Here is a 19,140-nt window from a genome sequence, read left to right as displayed (position 1 = left end):
CAAAGCCGTGCAATGATGTGCTATAACGTTGCGAAATGCCGTGAAGGGAGTTCCGTGTGAATCAGTTCGTATTGAAACGTTGCGTAATGCTGCTGGTGCTGGCTCTGGCCGTGACTGGCTGCTCCGTCAATCCGGTGACCGGCGAGAGCCAGTTGTCCCTGATTGATGAAAATCAGGAGCTGGCCATGGGTGCAGAGCAGTATACACCTACCCAGCAAACCCAGGGAGGTCAGTTCTACCTGGATCCGGAGCTCACCCTCTACGTCCGTGAGGTGGGGCAGAAACTGGCTCAGGTCAGTGACCGACCGGACCTTCCCTATGAATTTGCGATCCTGAACAGCAGCGTGCCCAATGCCTGGGCGCTCCCCGGCGGCAAAATCGCCATCAACCGCGGCCTGTTGACCGAACTGGACGACGAAGCCCAACTGGCCTCGGTGATCGGCCATGAGATTGTACACGCAGCAGCGCGACACAGTGTCCAGCGCATGCAGCAGGGGATGCTGATCAGCGCCGGAGTTGCCGGACTGGGATTTGCTCTCTCCGACAATGAGTGGGCGGGCCTGCTCATGGGTGGCGCCGCCGTGGGCGCCCAGCTGGCGCTTGCGCAATACAGCCAGTCCGATGAACTGGAATCGGATTACTACGGCATTCTGTACATGAAAAAAGCTGGCTACGACCCGACCGCGGCCGTTGAGCTTCAGCAGTTGTTCCTGGAACTGTCCGAGGGCAAGGAGAGCGACTTTATCCAGGGCATGTTTGCCACTCACCCGCCCTCGGCGAAGCGGGTCCAGAAGAATCGGGAACTCGTCAATAAAGTCGGTGCCGGAGGCTACCGTGGGGAAGACGTTTTTGAACGCAAACTGGCAACCCTCCGCAAGCTCCAGCCAGCCTATGATGCCCATGAGAAGGCAATGAAACTGGCCTCTGACGGGGACATGAAAGCGGCGCTTGAGAACATCACCGAGGCCATTCGCCTGGCTCCGGATGAGGCCCTGTTCTACAGCCTGCGAGGCCGCATTTACCAGGAACAGAAGAAACTTGAGCAAGCCTCGGCGGATTTTGAGAAAGCCGTTTCCCTTTACCCTGAAATGTTCGTTTACCGGCTGTACAACGGCCTGAACGCGCTGGCACTCAATAATCTCGATAAAGCCCGGACCAACCTGGAACGCGCCAATCAGGTGGTCCCCACATCCATAGCCTTCCTGCGCCTGGGCGACATTGCTGCCAAAGAGAATCGCCGCGATGAAGCCATAGCCTATTACAGCAAAGCGGCCGAAGCCGGAGGCGACGTTGCCAAGGAGGCACGTCAGAAACTGGAAGCGCTCACCGGCTGATCAGCCCCATGCTGCTCGGAAGCAAGCCGGCGGACAGCCCCATCCGCCGGCTTTTTTTATGCCTGACGCCCGGGTTTGCCCTGCTGACGCAGATTAAACGTCATTGCCACATTGACTTTTAGAGCATTAACTCTAAAAATCAGGTTACACCAACAACAAATGGATGACGGCCATGCTAGCGAAACGTATCCAGCCGATGATTTTCCAGGCTCGTCGCCTGTACGTGGAGATGATGTTCCAGGTGATGGGACGTGCGTTGCAGGCAGTGAGTGAAGTGGATGATTCGGTCAAAAATGAGGCCCGGGCCCTGCCCGAAGGGTTTCTCTTCGAGATGATGGTCATGCCGGATGGGCCGCGACTGATTGTCGAGCATACCGGCCTCGGCCGTTTCCATTTTCATGGCGACTCGGCGCCCCGACCGATCGACCTGTCAATCCAGTTCAAACACATCGCCCACGCCTTTCTGGTGCTCTCGTTCCAGGAAAAGACATCCGTAGCCTTTGCCAACGACCGCATGCTCGTTGATGGCGATATCAGCTACGCCGTTCGCATGACCCGCGTGTTGAACCGGCTTGAGTCATTTATTCTTCCAAAACTGATTGCCCAAAGGGCGGTAAAGGAATACCCCGCCAACCTTCACCTGCCGGAAAAGCTGATCAGCGCGGCAAGAATCTACCTGAAGGTTGCTACCAATTTCGTTGAGACGGTGAGAGCGTAATGACCAACAAATACTATGAGTTCTTTTGTCCGGTAAAAGTCATCGCCGGCAAGTCAGCCCTGGAGCATATCCCCTACGAATTGACCGGACTGGCAGCGAAACGACCCATGATTGTGACGGACAAGGGTGTCCGAGCCGCCGGCCTGCTCGACCCTGTCATCGCGGCGTGCGAGGAAAGTGGTCTGGAAATTGTCAGCATTTACGATGACGTGCCTCCGGACTCCTCGACCACAGTCGTCCGGGACATCGCCGGCATTTACCGCCAGGAAAAATGTGACTCGATCATCGCTGTTGGCGGTGGCTCCGCCATCGATACCGGCAAGGCCGTAAACATTCTGGTGTCCGAAGGTGGCGACAATATCGCCAAATACAGTGGCGCCGGGATCATCAAGCATCCACTAAAGCCATTCTTTGTTGTGCCGACAACCGCGGGCACGGGCTCGGAAGTCACCTCTGTCGCCGTCATTACAGACGAGGCCAAGGGCGTCAAACTGCCCTTCACCTCATCCTTCCTGCTGCCCAATGCCGCCATTATTGATCCAAGAATGACCCTGACGCTGCCGCCGCACATCACCGCGGCCACAGCGATGGATGCCATGACACACGCCACCGAGGCCTTCACCTGCATGGCCAAGAATCCGCTCAGTGATGCCTACGCCACCGCAGCGGTGAAGAAGATCAGCCACTCCCTGCTGCATGTCATGGACAACCCCAAAGACACCGACGGCCGCCTGGAACTGGCCCAGGCGTCAACGATGGCCGGCATCGCGTTTTCCAACTCCATGGTGGGCCTGGTGCATGCCCTTGGGCATGCGACCGGTGCCATCTGTCACCTTCCCCATGGCCTGTGCATGAGCCTGTATCTGCCCTACGTGCTTGAGTACAACCTTGAAGAAATTCGCGCCCCGCTGGGCGAACTCCTGCTTTACCTTGAAGGGCCCGAGGTCTACTCCGCCACACCGTCCAGCCGCCGCGCCGAGGCCAGCATCTCTGCCCTTCGGAAGCTCCGGGATCAGTTGTACAAGCGCTGCCAGTTGCCACGCACGCTCAAGGAAACCGGCAAGGTGCAGGAAGAACAGCTCGATCACATTGCCGAGATGGCTCTGGACGATGGATCAATCATGTTCAACCCGAAGGAAGTTACCCTGGAAGACGCCCGCGCGGTTTTGCGACGGGCCTGGGCATAACTCAAGACGGGGTCCCAGCGAGGGCCCCTTTTTTCAGTCACTTGCAGACAAAACAATGATTGAATTTATCTAACAAAAGCGTAACAATTGTGGCCACACTGGCAGGGAGTAAGCCGGGTACAACTTTACACAGTAAAGAGTCCTGCATGATGATGCGAAAACGGTCTCGCCGATTGATTCCTGCCGTGCAACTCGCCGCACTTTTAATCTGGGCCGTGACCCTCAGTTCCGAAGCCATCGCCGCCGCAGACAGTAAAACCTTCCATTTCAATGTCTCTCCGAATGGCTATCCACCGTACCTCATCGTAAACGAGAGCCAACCCTCCGGCATCATGTGGGATGTGGTCTCGCTTATCGGAGAGCGTCTCGGTTACAAGGTCGTGCCGGAGAAAGTCCCCAGAAAACGGGTGGATGAAATGCTGCTCGAGGGTTTTATTGACGGCACCCCCCGGGCAATCGAATGGACCACCGAGCCGGAGCGCTTCCTGTTCACCGACGCGGTAGTGCCCATTGAGGAAGTCTTCTTCATTCCCGCCGAGTCCGACCTGACCTTCCGGTCGCCAGAGGATCTTTTCTCAAAGACCGTCGTTACCCATCTCGGTTACCAGTACCCCCTCCTGCAGGAACATTTTGATGCGGGAACCATCCAGCGTTTCGATGTTTCCCGGGATCGGGATATGTTCACGTTTGTGCTGCACGGTGAACGCTTTGACGCTGCCATCGCCGATAGACTGGTCGGCCAGTGGATCCTTCGCCGGGAGGGGCTCCAGGATCGCTTCCGGAGCACCCGTGAGGGTATCAGCAAGGTGGGGTTCCGTCTTATGCTCCGAAAAGACTGGCAGGACTTTGCCGAGGCCTTCAACGCCGAACTTAAAGACATTCGCGAGAACGGCGAACTGGAAGCCATCCTCGCGAACTACCGATAAGACCCGCTTCATTCCAACCGGCGAAGCAACAGCATGGGCGACACGCTCAGCACCGGGCTCAGCTGCCACCGACCGAACAGGGCCAGCACAACGGCGCTGATAAGCGGCACCGGCAACACCACCTGCCAATGCCAGCTGAAGTTACCCTCAAACATCCGGAACTGAAGAGCCCATACGGCTGCCTCGGCTGCAACCACGCCGAGCACTCCGGCAAAACCGCCCAGCAGCGCGAACTCCAGCATGGTGCTGCGCACCAGCAACGACTGACGACCGCCAAGGGTTCGCAGCAGGGCTCCCTCCCGCTGGCGATCCCGCAATGTGGCACTGACAACCGCCGCCATCACGACCAATGCAGCGGCGAGGATCAAAGCCAGAATGGCTTCAATCGCCTGCGTCACCTGGCGAACAATCTGCTGGATACGGTCAATAATATGATCGATCTCGAGCACTGAAATGGTTGGGAACTGCCTCGAGAAGTCATTCAGCGCGGTTTTCTTGTCAGTGGGCAGGTAGAAGCTGGTAATCCAGGTCGCCGGCATATCGGTCAGACCGCCCTCTGGCGGAAATGCCATGTAGAAATTAGGCCTCATGCTGTCCCATTGGACCGTACGAATGCTGGTGATCGATTCCGTCACCTTCTCTGAGCCAATGGTGAAGGTCAGTCGGTCTCCCAGAGACAGGCCTAAACGTTCGGCCAGCTCCGCCTCAACGGAAACCCCCTCGGTCTGGCCAGGGTCAAACCACTGGCCCTGAATAATTTCGTTATCCGTTGGCAGGGTCGACATCCAGGTCAGGTTCAGTTCTCGGTTCAACGCGCCCACGCGCTCATCCTTACTCACCGCCTCCTTCACCGGCCGCCCGTTCAACTCGGTCAGCCGGCCCCGAACCATTGGATACTGCTGGTTCAGGGGTTGCCCACGCTCCTGCCAGAAGGCACTGACCTCTTCAACGGCGTCAGGCGCGATATTGATGAGGAAGTGGTTGGGAGCGTCCGGGGGAAGCTGGGCCTGCCAATCGTCCAGGAGCGAGCTTCGCACCAGGACCAGGGTCGCTGCCAGCATCAGTGTCATCGCGAACACCGCCATCTGTGACAGGCTGGCACGACGATGCCGGTAGAGCCCGACCAGCGCGAGACGCCAGGCATTGCCGCCTCCCCTGACCCTACGCAGGGTTGCGACCAGAAGCCAGCCCAGGAGGCCCAGTGCACCGAGCAGCAGCACCAGCCCACCCAACAAGGCCGCCACCAGACTCAATTCGCCCGCGTACAACCAGACCAGCCCGAATACCGCAATGATCGCAATCGCGAAGTCCGGCAAAGCCTCACGCCCTCCTTCGCCCGGCTGGCTACGAAGCACGCGCATGGCCGGAACATCACGTAGCCGGCGAATGGGTGGATAGGCAAAGGCAAACAGGGAAACCAGGGCCGTCAGCAATGCCGGGGCCAACGCCGCCGGATCCAGGTAAAACTCGACCGGTCGCTCAAGCACATTACTCAGCAACCGGGTCAGCAACCAGAACAGGGGCAAGGCAACCAGCAGCCCGCCGACGATACCGGTCAGGCCCCAGAGTGCCAGGCGACGAAGGTACAGCTTGCCGATTCCCCGACTGCGAACCCCGAGCGTTTTCAGCAGCGCAACGGTGTCACGCTGGGACAGTGCATATTGCCTGCTTGCAACGGCAACGGCCACGGCCGCCAGTAAGACGGCAAGGCTGCCGCCCAGCAGCAGAAAACTCTCCGCGCGCTCCAGAGACCGCGAAAAGGTTTCCCCGTCCCGAACGCCCTCCCACTCGTGGCTGGGCTCCAGTCGCGACTGCAACCACTGGTAATAGCCCTCAAGCGCACCGTCATCGCCGGCAAACAGGTAGACATACTCGACCCGGCTGCCCTCCTGGATAACACCGGTTGAGGGCACGTCATCGGCGTGGATCATGATCCGTGGCGCCAGTGACGAGAGCCGGAACCCGCCGTCTGGCTCCCTGATCAGCAGGCCCGACACCCTGAGGTTCAGGTTCCCCACCTCCAGGGAGTCGCCGATGTTCAGTTCGAGCAGCCGCAGCAACCGTGGATTGATCCAGACCTCACCGGGTTTCGGGCCTGACCCGACCAGCTTTCTCGGTGCGTCCGCAGCGTCCTGAACCTCGATTTCACCACGCAGTGGATACTCGTCGCTGACGGCTTTTACGGACACCAGCTGAAAACCACCGCTGCCGAAGACCATGGTGGAGAACTCCACCATACGCCCCGTTTCCAGCCCCCTGGACTGGGCTTCGGTCAGCCACTCCCCGGGAATCTCCCGCCCGTTTTCAGCCTCCAGTTGCCGGTCGGCTGCAAGAAACGAGCTGGCAGACGACACAAGGGTACGCTGCAGCTGGCTGGCAAACAGCGCGATGGTAGCGACAGTGGCGACGGCAATGATCAACGCAGCAAGCACTACCCGTACATCACGCTCCCGCCAGTCCCGGCGAACCGACATCAACTTGCTTGCAGCCGCCATCAGTCAGCCAGCTCCCGGGCCGCTTCCGGCTCCGTCAGAATGCCTGCCTCAATATGGAACTGGCGGCCGCAGCGGGCCGCCAGATGTTCATCGTGAGTCACCATGACCAATGTCGTTCCCTGCTCACGGTTCAGTTCCATCAGCAGATCCGACACCGACTGGCCAGTGCGGTTATCGAGATTGCCGGTCGGCTCATCGGCAAACAGAATGACTGGGTCGGAGGCAAATGCCCGGGCGATCGCAACCCGTTGCTGCTCACCGCCGGACAACTGCCGGGGGGTATGGTTGAGACGCTCGCCCAGGCCAACCCTTTCCAGCAGTTCCCGCGCCCGGGCTTCCGGCGACTCCATCCCTGCCAACTCCAGCGGCAACATCACGTTCTCCCGGGCAGTCAGTGCCGGCAGTAACTGGAACGACTGGAAAACAAACCCCACCCGGCGCGCCCTGAGCTTCGCCCGCTCATCTTCGGTCAGCTTGCTGATCACGGAGCCGTCCAGTTCCACGGTTCCGTCACTGGGCGTGTCCAGACCTGCCAACAGGCCAAGCAATGTGGTTTTGCCCGAGCCGGACCGGCCGACGATGGCTACGGACTCTCCCCGATTGATTTCCAGACTGACCCCCTGCAAGATCGTCAACGTATCAGTTTCCAGGCTGACCCGGTGCGTAAGGTTGTCCACTCGTAACATGGTTTGTCGGCGCTCGGCGTTGAAATCGGTCATCTGGTTCACGGAAGCTCTCAATCCTTGGGTCAATAAACTGAATTAGGGTAAACGAATTGTCTATGAATACGGCACGACTGTCCGTCAGATCAATCCTTTTCGTTGTGCTCGCCTTACTGGCGATGCCGGCATTGGCCAATCAGAATACCTTGCTGATCATGGGGGACAGTCTCAGTGCCGCCTATGGCGTGCCATCCGAACGTGCCTGGGTGCAACTGCTCAAGGAGCGCCTGGACCAGAATGGGCTATCCCAGTGGCAGGTAATCAACGCCAGCATCAGTGGTGAAACCACCGACGGGGGCGCCAGACGTCTGCCGGATCTACTCAGGGAAAACGATCCGGATGTTGTCGTTATTGAGCTCGGTGGCAACGATGGCCTGCGGGGGTTTCCACCCAATGTCATCGAATCCAACCTGGCGGAAATGATTGAACAGGTCCAGCAAACTGGCGCTCGCACCGTGCTGGTGGGTATGCAGATACCACCAAACTACGGTCAGCGGTACACCGAGATGTTTGCGGATATTTTTCCGAAGTTATCGGACCGCTACAACACGGCATTGGTTCCCTTCTTTCTGCAGGGGGTCTACGACCGGGACGGGTTCATGCAGGACGATGGCCTCCACCCGTCAGAGGCGGCGCAGCCAAAACTGCTGGAAAATATCTGGCCCGTTCTCAAACAAAACCTGGAATAACCCTCCCCCGAGTGGGCACCGCTTTACACAAAGCCCTGCAGGAATGCGATTGCCCGGCGCTCGGACCAGTAATAACCGTCCCGGGCGTGCTCGACAAAACCTACGTGACCGCCCCAGCGTGGGGATTCAACCCGAACATGGGCGCCGAGTACGCTGCGGGATTCGGGAAAACACCGATCGGATAAAAACGGGTCATCAATGGCGTTAACCATCAGGGCCGGTACCCGGATATCTCGCAGGCGTCCCAGCGCCGAGGCCTGCGCCCAGTAATCTTCAGCATCCCGGAATCCATGCAGTGGAGCGGTGTAGCGGTCATCAAACTGGCGGAAATTACGAATCGATTCAAATCCGGAGACATCGATGATGTTCGGAAACTTTTCCGCCTTTTCCTTCATTTTACCGTGCAGATCGTTCAAGAAACGCTGCATGTAGATCTTCCTGCTGGGCCGGGAAAGCACGTCTGCACTACCGGCCAGGTCGCAGGGCACCGAGTAGGTGACAGCGCCGCAAATACGGCTATCAACCCGCTCTCCCTGTTCGCCCAGGTACAACAGGGTCAAATTGCCGCCCATGCTGAATCCGGACAGAAAAAGCCTGCTGTAGGAGCCTGCCAGGCCATGCCGGACCACCCGTTCCAGATCCCCCGTGGCGCCGCTGTGATAAAACCGGGGCTGACGGTTCATCACACCGCCGCAGGAGCGATAGTTCCAGGCAAGTACATCCCAGCCGGCACTCAAAAGCGCGCGGGTCAGACCCAGCACATAGGGCCTCCGGCTGTGCCCTTCCAGACCATGCGACACGATGGCCAGACGGTCACTGCCCTGACGGTACCAGTCCAGATGGAGCTCATCGTCATCGTCGGTGGGCAGGATTTCGGCCTGGGGCGCCACCATATCCACCTTGCGAAACAGTGTGGGCCAGATGGATTGCAGGTGACCATTTCGTAGCCAGGGCGGCGGCGCATATTGCATTCGCTCCAGCCTGACATTGGCGGGTAAAGGATAAGGGGCGGATTCAAAAGCGGTCATAACAACACCTCCCTGTCACTATGCACTGCCGAGCACTCACTTCCGTACAATTTTTAACCTTCTAATTCAGGGGGTTGACCCGGTCCACCAAAGCACTTAATATGCGCGCCACTTCGATACTGTTCCCCGATAGCTCAGTTGGTAGAGCAACGGACTGTTAATCCGTTTGTCGCTGGTTCGAGCCCAGCTCGGGGAGCCACTTTTCCGGAATGCCGCTACTTCATACGAAGCAGCGGCATTTTTCGTTTCATGCCTCACAGAACGCGATCACGCTGCATGAATTCGGTCAGCACCCGAAATAAAGTATAGCCGTCTTCGGTACCGATGAGTTCCCGAATCGAATGCATGCCAAACTGTGGCACGCCGATGTCGAGCGTGGTTACGCCCAGGTTACCTGCAGTCAGGGGGCCAATGGTGCTGCCACAGCCCATATCACTGCGCACAACAAACGTCTGGTGCGGCAGCCCCAATTCATCGCTGATATGACGATAAACGGCTGCAGACCGGCTGTTGGTCGCGTAGCGCTGATTGTGATTCACTTTGATCACCGGGCCCTCATTCAATTGTGGGCCGTGGTTTTCGTCGTGCTTGTCCATATAGTTCGGGTGAATTCCATGGGCGTTATCCGCCGAGATCATCATGGACCGGGCAATCGCCCGAGATTTACCCGCACCGCACCAGCGCTCGAGCACGGAGGCGAGGAACGGCCCCTGGGCGCCCTCTGCCGACATGCTGCCCACCTCCTCGTGGTCGTTACACACCAGCAAAGCGGCTTCATCACCCGAGGTTTTAAGCAGCGACTGGAGGCCAATGTAGCAACTCAGCAGGTTATCCAACCGGGCGGAGGCAATGAACTCGTCGCGCAAACCGATAAAAGAGGCTTCGCTGGCGTCATAGAAACTCAGCTCATACCCCAGCACCTTGCGCACCTTCATGCCGGACTCGGTGGCAATCTGCTGGCGCAGCAGGTCGGCAAAGCTGGTGGTATCACTCTCCGGCACCTGCATGACCACCGGCGGCAAATCGGTCTGCGGATTCACCGTGCGATTGCTGTTGGCCTCGCGATCGAGATGAATCGCAAGGCTCGGGATAAAGGCCACGGGCTTGCGGAAGTCCAGCAGGGTGTCGCGCACTTCGCCGTCTTCATCCAGAACCGTCACACGGCCGGCAAGCGAGAGATCACGGTCAAACCAGGGGTTCAGCAGAACGCCACCGTACACCTCGACGCCCAACTGGAAAAACCCCTTGCGCCGCACCTCAGGGTTCGGCTTTACCTTGAGGCACGGGCTGTCTGTGTGCGCCCCGACCATCCGGATGCCGGAGGCAGAAACGTCCCGAGTGCCGGTGCGGAATGCGACGATGGAGGACCCGTTCCGGATGGCGTAGTACCCCTGATTGGGTTCGAGGCTCCAATCATCTTTCTCGTCCAGCTCTTCAAAACCAGCAGCGTCCAATTGGACCTTCATGGTCGCCACTGCATGCCAGGGCGTTGGCGACGAGTTCAGAAACTTCAACAAATCTTTGTTAAATTCAGCGTGTTCCATGATGTCCCTGATTGAATGATAATTGCCGGAACAGTATGGCATGAAGCCATGAAGCCTCATACCGGGTCAGCGGACATTCCTTATAACCGCGACTTCACTTACCTCTCAGAACTGGAGCTCAGCGTGCAAGCACCGAGATTTCTAGATATCGAATACTGCCAGACCGAAGACGCCCTGTTTCCAGTTGCCATGGCGTGGTCCCTTGCGGATGGCCGCATGAAAACGGTCGTCATCGCCCCTGAAGACGATTGGCTTCCGGAGGATGGCGACCTGGGGGATTTCGACCTCAGGTATCTTGAGGAACAGGGCGTTCCGCCCCTGGAACTGACCAGAGAGCTCCATCAGGACCTGCCGGACCATACCGTTTATGTAGACGGCCTTGATCCGGATGAAATCCTGATCGACAAGCTCTTCAGCGCCGTCGGACAGGAACCACCCTTCGAAATTGCCCCCATCACCGAGCTCATTATCAGTCTGGACAGCGACTCTCTTGAAGACCGACGTCGCCAGCTCATGATTGATGAGGGCCTCGAACCGCAGCTACCGGAGAATGGCGTTTACGCCCTGCTCTTGATGGCCCGGGAGGAAGGGCTGTTTGACGAAGACTGAGCCGGGGCCTGCCGGACACGGGGAAGTGTGACACGGGTCGACGTAACAAACGGTTACGCAAGGCAGAATCAGGCCCGTATCTGCTCACCTCAGGAAGCCCGATAACAATGAACAAGGTTGTGCGAACGTCCCTGCTTGCCGCGCTGTTAACAGCGACACTGATGATCAACCCGGCCGCATTCGCCCAGGAAAGTGCTGCCTCGGACTCAAGGGAAGATCTCCACTATGTAGGATTGCTTGCAACCACCTTCAACCACCGCAGCATTGGCGAGATTACCAATGAGGCAGCATGGGGCACTGGCGGCACACTGATTGTCGGCGGGCACATCACCGACCTCTTTCATGCCGAATTGCGTGCCGGCGGCGGCTTTAAGGATGCCGAAGTCCCGAACAGCGATTTGACTCTCACGGTGGATTATTTCGCCAGCTGGTATATCGGCATGCACCATCCCATCACCGACTACGCCAACCTCTACGGCCAGTTCGGCTTCTCTTACATCAGCGGTGAGGCTGAACTGCGCAATTCCGAGGCAGACCGCAATCGCCAGTTTCAGACCCTGGAGGGCGAGTTCCCGGACAGCGGATTCAGCGTCAGTTGGCTCGCAGGCCTCGACTTCGAGGTGATGACGAACACCTTCCTGGTGTTCGAAGGCGGCAAACTCTTCGAAGACACTGGAACGGAGGTCAACACGTTCCAGTTCTCTGGCGGGTTACGTTACGAGTTCTAGGTTTCAGCCGCGATGGCGGATATGCCAGCAGCGGTGAATGCGTGCGTTTCTTTGAAAGTCCTTATCGATGGTGCTGCGGCTCACCTCCTCTACATCAAACTCGGACGCCAGCTCCTCGTCCAGCTTGAAGCGACGGAAGTTGTTGGAGAATATCAGCAACCCCTCCGAGCTGAGACGCTGCATCGCCTGGCGCACAAGCCGGCTGTGATCCTTCTGGATATCCAACACCCCGGCCATCCTTGCTGAATTCGAGAACGTCGGCGGGTCCATGAAAATCATGTCGAAGCGCTGGTCCGGGGACGGCTTCTCCGCCAGCCAGGCCAGGCAATCCGCCTGCTCCACCCGGTGCCGCTTTGGATCAATGCCATTCAATGCCAGATTATCCTCCGCCCATCGTACGTACGTCTTGGACATATCCAGACTCAGCGACCGGCTCGCGCCACCAACCGCTGCATGAACCGTTGCCGCACCGGTATAACAGAACAGGTTCAGGAAACGCTGGCCTTTGGCGTGCTGCTGGATCCAGTGCCGGACCGGACGATGGTCGAGGAACAACCCGGTATCCAGGTAGTCCTTGAGATTGACCTTGAGCACGCAACCGTGTTCGTGGACCTGGAAAAACTCACCACTCACCGCCTGCTTTTCATACTGGCTGGTTCCGGCCTGACGCTGGCGCTGCTTACACACCATCGACTCCCGCTCGACACCCAACGCCTCAGGTATCACGGCGAGCGCCTCAGCCAGGCGTTCCCGGGCAGCGCGCTCATCAACTGTTTTTGGTGGCGCGTATTCCTGCACATGCACCCGCCCTTCGTATACATCAATGGCCAGGGCAAATTCCGGCATATCGGCATCGTAGAGACGGTAACAACTGATTCCCTGCTTGCGCGCCCACTGCCCAACCGTTTTCCGGTTTTTCTGCAAGCGGTTCCGTAACATTGCCGCCCGGTCCTCGTTGGTGATTCGAGGGGTAATTTCGCCGGGAACATCGGGTTCACGCGGCGTCATTGCACTGACTTCGTCAATGGTGAACAACAAAAGTTGGGCCGGCAACTTGCCGTTAAAGAGACGATATTGCTTGTAACTGCGCAAACCGATTGATTTTCCGAACTCCGGGGCGCCGGTAAACACCCCAAGTCGCCAGCCCGGAACCAGACGTTTCACAGCGTCACCCAGGGACTCATAGAGTGCGCCCAGTTCGCGGCGCTCGCTCAGCCGCTCACCGTAAGGAGGGTTGGTCAAGACCAACCCGGTGGACGACCACTCGCCCTCAAGCTTGAGATCCGCCAGCGGGCAAATGCCAACCTCAACCACGCCGTCCAGCCCTGCTCGCTGAATGTTATTCCTTGCAGTGGCAATCACGCGGTTGTCCTGATCGAACCCCCAAATTCTGGGCAGCTTTCCTTGTTTGCCCTCGTGCGCCCGACGCTCCGCTTCCTGACGTAATGACAGCCACATCTCCGACTGGTGGCCGAGCCATTTCTCAAAACCGAAGCGTTCTTGTTTGCGGCCAGGTGCCAGATCCAGAGCCATCATAGCCGCCTCGATCGCCAAGGTGCCCGACCCGCACATGGGATCAACAAAATCACCGCCCTCGCGCGCCAGGTCAGGCCAGCCCGCCCGCATTAACAGAGCCGCCGCGAGGTTCTCCTTCAGGGGCGCCGCGCCTTTCTCGGTCCGGTAGCCGCGCATATGGAGGCTGTGCCCACTCAGATCGATTCCCAGCGACAACCGGCCCCGATTCAATCGCGCAGACACCGTAACGTCCGGTGTTTTCGCATCCACAGAGGGTCGTTGCCCTCCGCTTGCCCGGAACCGGTCGACAATGCCGTCCTTAACCCGCTGGGCGCCAAACTGCGTGTTGCGGATAGCATCGTTCTGGCCCAGAAACGTGACCCTGAAACTGCCGTTGACCGGAATATGTTGCTGCCAATCCATGTGAACGACACCGTCGTACAGCTGGTCGCCGCTGGTGGCGTCAATCTCATCCAGGTGCAGAATGATGCGGTTCGCCAGACGCGACCACAGGCAAACCCGGTAGCCGCCTTCAAGAGTACCTTCTGCCCAGACGCCTGCAGGTGCATTGCGCACTGGTTCCAGACCGAAAGTACTGAGCTCGTCCGCCAAAAGGTATTCGACGCCCTTTGGGCAGGTTACGAAAAAGACAGATTTGGACAAGTTCTACTCCTGATTGAAGAGGCTTCAGGTAAGTTGGCGAAATTGCGGCTTTTACCTGAAACGGCCACCATCGCTTATGTCATGAAACTATAAGAAAATCGCCACATAGACGAAATAATTAGTGTACATCCGCTCGACCTTCGACTTACCTTGTAGGTGACGCGTCGTTCCGGAGGTCATTAATTGCCTCCGTTAACAGGATCCTGACTGCTCTGGCTTGAGCTGACAATAGTGGGTTTTCCCCGGAGGGGTGCCGCATGTCAGGGCCACTGCAGATGTGTACACGCATGTTCTGTTAATCCATCAGTGAGGAACGGCATGAAAAGACAGAAAAGAGATATGTACGCTCGTGCATTCAAGCGGGGTTATCTCGCTGGCGTGTCTGGTAAACCCAAGGACAGCTGCCCCATCGAACAACCAGAAGTCCGCCAGGAATGGTTAAGCGGGTGGCGAGAAGGCCGCACCGATAACTGGGAGGGTATGACCGGAGTTTCCGGCATCCACAGACTTTCCAACGTCACCTCGGCGTGACGGACATTCACTGAAACTCCGGATCTAGTCTGATCTTTTGTACACCGACAATTTGACGCAGTACGCTGACTAACCCAAACGGGGCCTCCCGCCCCGTACCATGCGAAGAAGCGCCACGGGGTTTATTCCCCGCACGGGCCCGCTAAGCGGGCCCATTCTTGTTCTGGCCCCGGCGTATTCCTGCCGATCAGGGCATTACCCCTCTTCCTTTAACTGCCGAATGGCCTCCACCGCTTCACGGATCAATGCCGGTCCCTGGTATATGAAGCCTGTGTATATCTGTACCAACTTGGCCCCGGCGCGAATTTTTTCCGCAGCACTCTCACCATCCGTGATGCCGCCAACCCCAATGATCGGCAGCGCCTCTCCAAGCTCGGCGTACAGTCCCTGGATCACTCTCAGGGAGGCTTTTCGCACTGGCGCCCCGCTCAGGCCACCAGTTTCTCCGGCGTGGCGGTGGCCAGTTACGGCATCGCGACTGATGGTGGTGTTCGTGGCTATTACCCCATCGAGTCCCGTTTGCCGCAGCGCATCAGCGACAAAACGTATGCCATCATCATCCATGTCTGGCGCGATCTTCACGGCAATCGGAACGTAGCGGCCAAATTCCCGCTCGCATTTGCCCTGCTCGTCCTTGATGGCTTCCAACAATCCCTTCAGGGAATCCCCGAACTGCAAATCCCGGAGGCCCGGCGTATTCGGCGAGGACACATTGACGGTGATGTAGTCCGCCCTAGAATACACCGAAAAAATGCCCTTACGATAATCGGCCTCTGATTCCTCGTTCGGCGTGTCCTTGTTCTTGCCGACGTTGATTCCCAGGATTCCCTGGTAGCGTCGATGGTCTACCCGCTCCAGAAGATGCGAGAGGCCTTCGTTATTGAAGCCCATTCGATTGATGATCGCCTGATGTTCCGGCAAACGAAACATTCGCGGCTTGGGATTGCCCGGCTGGGCGACCGGTGTCACGGTACCCACTTCAATAAATCCGAAACCCAATGCACCCAACGCATCCAGATGATCGGCGTTTTTATCCAGCCCGGCGGCAAGGCCAACAGGGTTCGGAAACTCCAACCCCATTACATTCACTGGCAATGCATCTATCTTCGGCGAAAAAATCTTCAGTAAACCGAGCCTGTTGGCCGCATCCAGACCGTTTAATGCAATATTGTGTGCCTGTTCAGGGGGTAGCCGGAAAAGCAGGTTGCGGATTACGCCATACATCTGAAAACTCCTTGCCAATGAGTGAGCGGAGTATACCGGAAGTTTTCCACAGCTTCGCTTTTCCATTAAGAATCAGCGCTAAATGACTGCCTGACGCACCTCCCAAGATCTTTTCCACGGAATCTGTGGATAAACCTGTTGAAAATCGAGGGGCAACGGTTTCCATCCCTTGATAACTGCGCCAATCTACAGATTGATCATTTTTTAACCAGTTATTTAATTGTTTATTTTCAGATAGTTATAATTTTTTAGAGAAGGTATTGAGTAAACATGAACAAAATGTTAGCCAGTCACAGTTCAGCAACATTGTGCATAAATAGTGCACGAGGTGCCTGAAAATTGGCCCCTCCCGTCTTCAGTAATAACGTTATAATGACACACCATCCTATTACCGGAGCAACCTGATGGAAGAGCCTGTTTCGCCGGCGCAAGGCCGTCGTGAAAATCTCGCCATGGAAATGAAGGCCGCAACCAGCGTCACTATCATTGGGATGATTCTCGATGCGGTTCTGGGCGTCATTAAGGTTATTGCAGGTACCCTTTTTCATTCTCAGGCGTTGTTGGTCGACGGTATTCACTCATTCAGCGACGTCGCATCGGACCTGGTGGTACTTGCCGTCATGAAGGTCTCAAGACAAGAGCCCGACGAAGACCATCCTTACGGCCATCAGCGTATCGAAACCTTCGGCACACTGGTTTTGGGCAGCATTCTGATTGCGGTGGGCGCGGCGCTGGCCTGGGAGAATACGTTGCGTCTGGTTCACGGCGAAGCGGACATCGTACCCGGCTGGCCGGTATTGGTCGCGGCAGGGCTATCAGTGGTCAGCAAGGAATGGATCTATCGCTATACCAGACGGATTGGCAAGGAAATTCGCTCCGACCTCATCATCGCCAACGCCTGGCATAGCCGAACCGATGCGTTCTCCTCGGTTGTCGTGCTGTTTTCCACCGTCGGCGCCATGGCCGGTATGCTCTGGCTGGACGTCCTCGCGGCGGTTGTCATTGCCGGCATTATTATTCACATTGGCTGGAAGTTCACCTGGGACAGCGTCAAGGAGCTCGTGGACACGGGCCTATCCCCGGAAGACACCGACATGCTAAAGGATATTGCGCGCCAGACCGACGGTGTCAGGAATGTCCATGAACTGCGCAGTCGCCGGATGGGGCACGACATCCTGCTCGACATTCATCTGGTCGTTCGGCCGGATATCAGCGTTTCCGAAGGCCACCAGATCGGCATGCAGGTCGTTGGCGGCATGCGGCACGCACTTGAGAACATACGGGATATCAATTTCCACATAGACGCCGAAAACGATGAGGATCAACCCCAAACCTCGGAACGCCTCCCCAATCGCGAAGAGATCCTGAATGTCCTGTCCCGGCATGTCGGCGAACTGCCGTCGAACACCCGCCTTCGGCTGCACTATCTGAAGAACAAGGTATACCTGGAGCTGTTTTTCGACACCGCGGCCGATGGCGACATACTTTCTGCCGACAGAATTCGCGAAGAACTGGCCGACTACGGCTGGTTTGGCAGTGTAAGGGTCTGGGTAAGTGGCCAGTAAAAACCGGGAGACCGGCGCCTAACGACGCCGGTTGTCCTCCATACGCGACAAAAACTCCTGCATGATCAGCGTGTAGAGCTCTCCGCCGAGAAAGCGGTCTTCCACGCCTGCATCAATACTGGGATTGTCATTGACCTCAATGACTGCCACACGGTTACCGGACTGCTTGATATCCACCCCGTAAAGTCCGTTGCCGATCAGCCGGGTAGCGTTCAGCGCCGCCTGAATGACATTTCGCGGCACCTCGTAAGTGGGCATGGTTTCAAAGTCGCCACTTTCACTGCTGGACTCACCGTGCTGATAGATCTGCCAATGCCCCTTCACCATCATGTACTTGCAGGCGTAGATGGCCCTGCCCCCAAGAACGCCAATCCGCCAGTCGTAATCGGTATACAGGTACTCCTGCGCCAGCACCAGGGCAGACTGCTTGAACAGCGTCTTCAGGCCTGCGCGCAGCGATACCTCATCCTCGGCCTTGGTGACGCCTCGGGAAAAGGCACCGTCCGGTATCTTGATGACCACAGGAAAGCCCAGTTCCGAAATGATCTGCTCCACCGACTGTTTGTGGTCCCGGGATAGAATCAGTGTCTTCGGTGTTGGCACCTTGTTGTTTTTCAGCAGGTCTGCCAAAAAAACCTTGTTGGTGCATTTCAGGATGGACACCGGGTCATCAATCACCACCATCCCTTCGGCTTCGGCCTTACGGGCAAACCGATAGGTATGATGGTCAATCGCCGTAGTCTCACGGATAAACAGGCCATCGTATTCAGGCAGCCGCATGTAATCGCGACGGGTAATCTGCTCCACGTTGATACCGAGCTTGCGTCCGGCCTTCTCGAAGCGCTTCAAAGCAAGCTTGTCGCTGGGCGGCATCTCCTCCTCGGGATTGACCAGAATCGCAAGGTCATAACGGTAACGACGCCGGGTGCGCGGTTTGCGCCAGACCATGCTGCTGAACCGGTCCAGGGCTTCCGCGAAGACATCCTGTTCCTGCTCATCCAGATCAGCCGGCGCCGCCGGTTTCATCGACTCGATCTGCCAGCCTTTTCGGCGCTTGAAGACCACTTCCAGGATCGGGCACGGAAACCGGTCAAACAGCGCGCGGGCAACAGGTTTCAGCTCCGCGTGGGCCGCCTGGCCAAAATAGGTTCGGATCCTCACCTCATGGGTGGCCTCACGCGCATCCGTGACCGGATCAATCTCCGCACCGGAAGCCTCCAGCCAGTTCACTACGCTGTCGTCCAGTTCCTCCAGTTGCAGGGAAAAAAGCCCCTTCCGACTCAGATCGTTGAGCGTCATCACGGACGGCACCACATGATGCCCACGGGCTTCGGCCAGCAGGGAGCAATAGTAACCCCGGCTCAGGTAACGGGCACTCTGGCACAGATTGATAACCCGCACCCGGCTGGACGCGGGCGCTGAGAACTGGAGGTACTCATCGAACGTAAGGACATCTTCACTGGGGTAATAAGGAGACCAGTCTTTCGCACGATCGACGACTATGAGCAAACGGGACATTAAAGGCGCTCCTCCCTGAAGGTTCGACCCTGATTATTTTTGGCAACAATACGCTTGAGCCGAAACCTGCACAATCGTTTGCTGATGCGTGCTTTTACGCATACTTCAGCTATTTTTCAGTCATCGGCTCTGGCTCATAATAGC

16 protein-coding genes and 1 tRNA gene are annotated in these 19,140 nt (G+C 57.5%); 10 read left to right on the top strand and 7 right to left on the bottom strand.

Features of this window, described 5'->3' with window-relative positions:
- Nucleotides 1–86: 86 nt before the first annotated feature.
- The 4 genes from K0B93_RS00925 to K0B93_RS00910 all read left to right on the top strand — a co-directional run bounded on the left by K0B93_RS00925 (nucleotide 87) and on the right by K0B93_RS00910 (nucleotide 4,165).
- The gene (locus K0B93_RS00925; RefSeq protein ID WP_219865928.1) at nucleotides 87–1,334 is read left to right on the top strand and encodes a M48 family metalloprotease; all 1,248 of its coding nucleotides are present in this window, start codon (nucleotides 87–89) and stop codon (nucleotides 1,332–1,334) included.
- Between the two features lie 172 nt (nucleotides 1,335–1,506).
- Nucleotides 1,507–2,052: a hypothetical protein gene (locus tag K0B93_RS00920; RefSeq protein ID WP_219865394.1), complete on the top strand. Its 546-nt coding sequence runs from the start codon at nucleotides 1,507–1,509 to the stop codon at nucleotides 2,050–2,052.
- The gene (locus K0B93_RS00915) at nucleotides 2,052–3,239 is read left to right on the top strand and encodes an iron-containing alcohol dehydrogenase (RefSeq protein ID WP_219865393.1); all 1,188 of its coding nucleotides are present in this window, start codon (nucleotides 2,052–2,054) and stop codon (nucleotides 3,237–3,239) included. The genes K0B93_RS00920 and K0B93_RS00915 overlap by 1 nt, the downstream gene beginning before the upstream one ends.
- A gap of 146 nt (nucleotides 3,240–3,385) precedes the next feature.
- On the top strand, nucleotides 3,386–4,165 hold the full coding sequence (locus tag K0B93_RS00910; protein WP_228743149.1) for a substrate-binding periplasmic protein: 780 nt from the start codon (nucleotides 3,386–3,388) through the stop codon (nucleotides 4,163–4,165).
- Between the two features lie 8 nt (nucleotides 4,166–4,173).
- Here the strand turns inward: K0B93_RS00910 and K0B93_RS00905 are convergent, their stop codons facing one another.
- Entirely contained in the window at nucleotides 4,174–6,660 is a 2,487-nt protein-coding gene (locus K0B93_RS00905; RefSeq protein WP_219865392.1) for an ABC transporter permease, read from the bottom strand.
- Nucleotides 6,660–7,379, bottom strand: a complete 720-nt coding sequence (locus tag K0B93_RS00900; RefSeq protein ID WP_219865926.1) for an ABC transporter ATP-binding protein — start codon at nucleotides 7,377–7,379, stop codon at nucleotides 6,660–6,662. Before K0B93_RS00900 ends, K0B93_RS00905 begins: the two co-directional genes overlap by 1 nt.
- Nucleotides 7,380–7,441: 62 nt before the next feature.
- Here K0B93_RS00900 and K0B93_RS00895 point away from each other — a divergent pair, with 62 nt between their 5' ends.
- Nucleotides 7,442–8,071, top strand: a complete 630-nt coding sequence (locus K0B93_RS00895; RefSeq protein ID WP_219865391.1) for an arylesterase — start codon at nucleotides 7,442–7,444, stop codon at nucleotides 8,069–8,071.
- A 23-nt stretch (nucleotides 8,072–8,094) separates the two neighbouring features.
- On the opposite strand, the gene K0B93_RS00890 is transcribed toward K0B93_RS00895, so the two are convergent.
- Nucleotides 8,095–9,099, bottom strand: coding sequence for a YheT family hydrolase (locus K0B93_RS00890; protein ID WP_219865390.1), 1,005 nt, complete (start codon nucleotides 9,097–9,099; stop codon nucleotides 8,095–8,097).
- A 123-nt stretch (nucleotides 9,100–9,222) separates the two neighbouring features.
- Between K0B93_RS00890 and K0B93_RS00885 the strand changes: the two genes are divergently transcribed.
- Nucleotides 9,223–9,298, top strand: a tRNA-Asn gene (locus K0B93_RS00885).
- Between the two features lie 55 nt (nucleotides 9,299–9,353).
- On the opposite strand, the gene K0B93_RS00880 is transcribed toward K0B93_RS00885, so the two are convergent.
- Nucleotides 9,354–10,643, bottom strand: coding sequence for a M18 family aminopeptidase (locus K0B93_RS00880; RefSeq protein WP_219865389.1), 1,290 nt, complete (start codon nucleotides 10,641–10,643; stop codon nucleotides 9,354–9,356).
- A 123-nt stretch (nucleotides 10,644–10,766) separates the two neighbouring features.
- Between K0B93_RS00880 and K0B93_RS00875 the strand changes: the two genes are divergently transcribed.
- Nucleotides 10,767–11,252: a hypothetical protein gene (locus tag K0B93_RS00875; protein ID WP_219865388.1), complete on the top strand. Its 486-nt coding sequence runs from the start codon at nucleotides 10,767–10,769 to the stop codon at nucleotides 11,250–11,252.
- A 107-nt stretch (nucleotides 11,253–11,359) separates the two neighbouring features.
- Nucleotides 11,360–11,980: an outer membrane beta-barrel protein gene (locus tag K0B93_RS00870; protein WP_219865387.1), complete on the top strand. Its 621-nt coding sequence runs from the start codon at nucleotides 11,360–11,362 to the stop codon at nucleotides 11,978–11,980.
- Nucleotides 11,981–11,983: 3 nt separating this feature from the next.
- On the opposite strand, the gene rlmKL is transcribed toward K0B93_RS00870, so the two are convergent.
- Entirely contained in the window at nucleotides 11,984–14,158 is a 2,175-nt protein-coding gene (rlmKL, locus tag K0B93_RS00865; RefSeq protein WP_219865386.1) for a bifunctional 23S rRNA (guanine(2069)-N(7))-methyltransferase RlmK/23S rRNA (guanine(2445)-N(2))-methyltransferase RlmL, read from the bottom strand.
- Nucleotides 14,159–14,476: 318 nt separating this feature from the next.
- Here rlmKL and rmf point away from each other — a divergent pair, with 318 nt between their 5' ends.
- On the top strand, nucleotides 14,477–14,689 hold the full coding sequence (gene rmf / locus K0B93_RS00860; RefSeq protein WP_219865385.1) for a ribosome modulation factor: 213 nt from the start codon (nucleotides 14,477–14,479) through the stop codon (nucleotides 14,687–14,689).
- Nucleotides 14,690–14,884: 195 nt separating this feature from the next.
- Here rmf and K0B93_RS00855 read toward each other — a convergent pair whose 3' ends face one another.
- Nucleotides 14,885–15,913, bottom strand: a complete 1,029-nt coding sequence (locus tag K0B93_RS00855) for a quinone-dependent dihydroorotate dehydrogenase (RefSeq protein WP_219865384.1) — start codon at nucleotides 15,911–15,913, stop codon at nucleotides 14,885–14,887.
- 404 nt (nucleotides 15,914–16,317) lie between these two features.
- Here K0B93_RS00855 and K0B93_RS00850 point away from each other — a divergent pair, with 404 nt between their 5' ends.
- Nucleotides 16,318–17,478, top strand: coding sequence for a cation diffusion facilitator family transporter (locus K0B93_RS00850; protein ID WP_219865383.1), 1,161 nt, complete (start codon nucleotides 16,318–16,320; stop codon nucleotides 17,476–17,478).
- Between the two features lie 18 nt (nucleotides 17,479–17,496).
- On the opposite strand, the gene K0B93_RS00845 is transcribed toward K0B93_RS00850, so the two are convergent.
- The gene (locus tag K0B93_RS00845) at nucleotides 17,497–18,996 is read right to left on the bottom strand and encodes a RimK family protein (RefSeq protein WP_219865382.1); all 1,500 of its coding nucleotides are present in this window, start codon (nucleotides 18,994–18,996) and stop codon (nucleotides 17,497–17,499) included.
- Between the last annotated feature and the right edge of the window lie 144 nt (nucleotides 18,997–19,140).

The organism is Marinobacter sp. F4218, from assembly GCF_019443085.1.
GTDB classification, from domain to species: domain Bacteria; phylum Pseudomonadota; class Gammaproteobacteria; order Pseudomonadales; family Oleiphilaceae; genus Marinobacter; species Marinobacter albus.
Note: the sequence above shows the minus strand (reverse complement) of the source record. Positions and strands in the feature narration are given on the sequence as shown.